This window comes from Synechococcus sp. W60.1 (assembly GCF_047461575.1).
Lineage (GTDB): Bacteria > Cyanobacteriota > Cyanobacteriia > Thermostichales > Thermostichaceae > Thermostichus.
In genome coordinates, this window is sequence record NZ_JANSHL010000006.1 from 50,016 (window position 1) to 54,456 (window position 4,441).

The window sequence follows — 4,441 nt, forward strand, 5'->3', positions numbered from 1 at the left end:
GGAGCATGACTCTAGTCAATAATAAGCTCAACTATACTGAAAATAATGTATAATATGTTCAGTACGGATTACTACCAGTTGATCTTTCTGTTTACTTTCGAGTCTGCCAACATGGTAGCCAAAGCAAAGCAGAAAATTGGTAGTAAGACGACACGGAAACTGCGCTTTGGGTATTCTACTCAAAGCTTTGCGGGATACCGCCATTCTGTTTGGAAACAAACAGAATGCTATCGCTGCATAGTTGAACAGTGATGTTCAGCAGTGTTCAGCGTAAATGTATCAGCACTATGCCCTATACTCTCGAAGACTTAAAAGCCCACGGCCTTTCCCCGGCGGAATATCAACAGATCCAGCAGCAGCTGGGCCGGGATCCCAACCCCAACGAGCTGGCCATGTTTGGGGTGATGTGGTCAGAGCACTGCTGCTACAAAAACTCCCGCCCTCTGCTGAAAAACTTTCCCACCACGGGCGAGCGGGTAGTGGTGGGGCCGGGGGAAAATGCCGGCGTAGTGGATCTGGGGGAGGGGGATTGGCTGGCGTTTAAGATCGAGTCCCACAACCATCCTTCGGCAGTGGAGCCCTTCCAGGGGGCAGCTACCGGCGTGGGAGGGATCCTGCGGGATATCTTTACCCTGGGCGCCCGTCCCATTGCCCTGCTTAACTCGCTGCGCTTTGGGCCGCTAACAGATCCCCGCAACCGCCGCCTCATGGCCAGGGTGGTGGAAGGGATCGCCCACTACGGCAACTGTGTCGGGGTACCCACAGTGGGGGGAGAAGTGGCGGTGGATCCCTGCTACAGCGGCAATCCCTTGGTCAACGTCATGGCCCTGGGGCTGCTGGAGACCCCTACGGTTGTCAAATCTGCAGCCCAAGGGGTGGGAAATCCCGTTTTGTATGTAGGCTCCACTACAGGGCGGGATGGGATCCGCGGCGCCAGCTTTGCCAGCGCCGAGCTCAAGGAGGATGCGCAGCAGGATCGGCCGGCAGTGCAGGTGGGGGATCCCTTCCTGGGCAAGTGCCTCATCGAGGCCTGTCTGGAGGCCTTTGCCACAGGAGCTGTGGTGGCTGCCCAGGATATGGGGGCAGCCGGGATCACCTGCTCCACCGCGGAGATGGCCGCCAAGGGAGGGGTGGGGATCCGCTTTGACCTCGACCGAGTGCCGGCGCGGGAAAGCGGCATGGCTGCCTGGGAATACCTGCTCTCGGAATCCCAGGAGCGGATGCTGCTGGTGGTGCAAAAAGGCCGCGAGGCGGAGGTGATGGAGATCTTCCACCGCTGGGGTTTGCAAGCTAGTGTGGCCGGGGAAGTCATTGCCGAGCCGCTGGTGGAGATCTGGCACCAGGGATCCTGCGTGGTGCAGGTGCCGGCGCGGGCTTTGGCCGAAGACACCCCCGTCTGTGTCCGTCCGGTGTTGCCAGAGCCGCCAGCCTACGTGCAGGCAGCGTGGCAATGGGATCCCGCCACTCTACCCCCTTGTGATTGCCAGGGGATCCACCTCGCTCAGGCAACGCTGGCATGGAAAGAGGTGCTGCTGCAGCTTTTGGCCAGCCCCACTCTGGCCAGCAAAGCCTGGATCTATCGCCAATACGACCACCAGGTGCAAAACAACACCGTCCTTTGGCCGGGCCAGGGAGATGCGGCGGTTATCCGCATCCGTTCCCAAAAGTTTGGCGTGGGCGAGGTGCCGCCCCTGCGAGCTTCCCGCAAGGCCATCGCTGCCACCCTGGATGGCAATGGCCGCTGGGTGTATTTGGATCCCTACGAGGGGGCCAAGGCAGCCGTGGCGGAAGCTGCCCGCAACCTCACCTGTGTGGGGGCCGATCCCCTAGCTGTTACCGATAACCTTAACTTTGGCAATCCCGAAAACCCGGTGGTGTACTGGCAGCTGGCCCTGGCCTGTCGGGGGATTGGAGATGCCTGCCGTGCCCTCGGTACGCCGGTAACGGGGGGAAACGTTTCTCTCTACAACGAGACCCTCACCCCCCAGGGATCGCAGGCTATCTACCCTACCCCTGTCATTGGCATGGTGGGTCTTATTCCCGACTTGAAATGCATCTGTGGCCAGGGGTGGCAGCAAGAAGGGGATCTCATTTACCTCCTGGGATCTCAGGCCCTCACCAGCTTGGGGGGCAGCGAGTATTTGGCGGTCATCCACCAGCAAGTTACGGGCCGGCCCGCGCCAGTGGATCTGGAATTGGAAAAGCGGGTGCAAGCTGCCTGTCGCCATGGAATCCGCCAGGGCTGGGTGCGCTCTGCCCACGACTGCAGCGAGGGGGGATTGGCTGTGGCTTTGGCAGAAGCCTGCTTGAGCGGAGGCCGCGGCGCAACCCTCTCCTTGGCTCCTGGATCCTTGCGCTGGGATCAGGCCCTGTTTGGCGAGGGATCCAGCCGCATCCTGGTTTCTGTGGATCCGGCCCAGCGCTCTGCTTGGGAAGCCTACTTAGAAGCGCAGCTTGCCGGCCAGTGGCAGCTTTTGGGAGAGGTGGGATCCCCTGCGGATCCCCTGCTCTTAAGGACGGCAGAAGAGGATCCCTTACTGGTGGTGTCTTTGGCAGCCATGCAGGCCGCCTACCACGGTGCCTTTTCGGACTAGCTGAGCCTCGGTTGGGAAACCGTTTTCTGCGCCCAGCTCCCTTCTCCCTTGGGGAGAGGGGCCAGAGGTTGGAGAGGACAACATCCTTAGGGGGATTTTTCCTCACACAAATTGGCCTGGATCACCTCTCGATATTGGGACTTGGGCTTAACGCCCACCAACTGGGCCACCAGCGTCTTGTTTTTGAAAAATTGCACCGTCGGGGTGCCCGCCACCCCCCCTGCCTCTGCAATCTCCGGATCTTTCTCGATGTCGATCTCCACCACGTGCAGCTTGTCCGAGAACTCATCGATGATCTTGTTCAAGATCGGCTTGAGGGCATGACAAGGGGCACAGGTGGGGGCGGTGTACTTGACCATGAGCAGGCGATCACTTTCGTGGTAGAGTCGCCGCAGGGCATAGCTCCCCTCATGGCAAGTCTTGCTGAAGTCTAAGTCATCCTGTCCATTTTCCTCAAAGCTGGCCTCCTCAACAGCAGGATCCCCAGCAGACTCTGCCGCAGAAGTCGCAGCAGGGCTGGGTTCAGGATGGCTTTGGGGAAGGACGTGATACTCCTGGGCCAAGCCGTGTTCCGAGAGCCAACGCTCCGCCAACATCGCTGCCATACAGCCGGTACCGGCGGCGGTGATGGCCTGACGAAACTCGTGATCCTGCACATCTCCAGCGGCAAAGACCCCTTCCACACTAGTGGCCACGGAGCCCGGTCGGGTGACGATGTAGCCGATTTCATCCAGTTCCAGTTGCCCTTTAAATAGGTCTGTGTTGGGCTTATGGCCAATGGCATAAAATAGGCCACCTACCGGCATCTCGCGGATTTCGCCGGTTTGGTTGTGGCGCACTTTCACCCCGGTCAGACGCAGACCATCCCCCACCACTTCCACCGCTTCGCTGTGCCAGTGCACGGTAATCTTGGGATTGTTGAGAACACGATCCTGCATGGCCTTGCTGGCCCGCATTTTGTCGCTGCGCACCAGCATGTGCACGTGGGATCCAAACTTGGTCAGGTAGGTGGCCTCCTCACAGGCAGTATCGCCGCCGCCGATCACCACCAATTCCACCCCTCTGAACATGGGCATAGCCCCATCGCAGACAGCACAAGCTGACATGCCCCGGTTCCAGTAGGTCTCCTCCCCCGGCAGGTGTAGGCGCTTGGCTGTGGCCCCGGTGGCGATGATCAGGCTGTGGGTGCGCAATTCCCGCTCGTCAGAACGGACGACAAAGGGCCGCTGGCTTAAATCCACAAAGGTGACATCTTCGGTGTAAAGTTCTGCCCCCCACCGCTGCGCTTGAGCCCGCATGTTCTTCATCAGTTGGGGGCCGGTGATGCCCTCGGGAAAGCCCGGAAAGTTCTCCACCTCGGTGGTGGTCATCAGTTGCCCGCCCGGGATCCCGCCCGCCTGGAACCCCTCAAACACAACCGGCTTCAGGTTGGCACGCCCAGCGTAAATGGCTGCTGTAAACCCAGCAGGGCCGGAGCCGATAATCACCACATTCTCAACCCGACTTTGCTCTGTCATCCGATGTCTCTCCTTCTGCAATGGGAATAAAAGCCAAACTCATAACGACTACGCTTTAGCTTAACACCCCTTGGCGAACCGGTCGAGGCCGAGGCCTATTAGCCTCATTTTCGCTCGCCTCAGGCCATTGGGGCCTTTTTTGCCCATCCCATAGGGTTATCTCTGCCCAGAGGTTGGCCAAGTGGCGGCCATTGCCCAAGTTTTGGATCCCCAACACCCAATCCCGGTTGACCCAAGCCAGAAGGAAAAGAGGTGTGTAAACTACCCGGCTCCGACCGCTAAGCGGTACGGAGCGGGCTTTCAGTAGCCCTGAGCCTGCTCTGCCCTACC

Annotated in this window: 2 protein-coding genes; one reads left to right on the forward strand and one right to left on the reverse strand. The window is 59.6% G+C overall.

Annotated features, from left to right (window positions below):
• The first annotated feature begins 287 nt into the window (after window positions 1–287).
• Window positions 288–2,594, forward strand: a complete 2,307-nt coding sequence (purL, locus tag NW805_RS07405; protein ID WP_414422114.1) for a phosphoribosylformylglycinamidine synthase subunit PurL — start codon at window positions 288–290, stop codon at window positions 2,592–2,594.
• An 86-nt stretch (window positions 2,595–2,680) separates the two neighbouring features.
• Here the strand turns inward: purL and trxB are convergent, their stop codons facing one another.
• Window positions 2,681–4,111, reverse strand: coding sequence for a thioredoxin-disulfide reductase (trxB, locus tag NW805_RS07410; RefSeq protein ID WP_414422115.1), 1,431 nt, complete (start codon window positions 4,109–4,111; stop codon window positions 2,681–2,683).
• Window positions 4,112–4,441 lie beyond the last annotated feature (330 nt).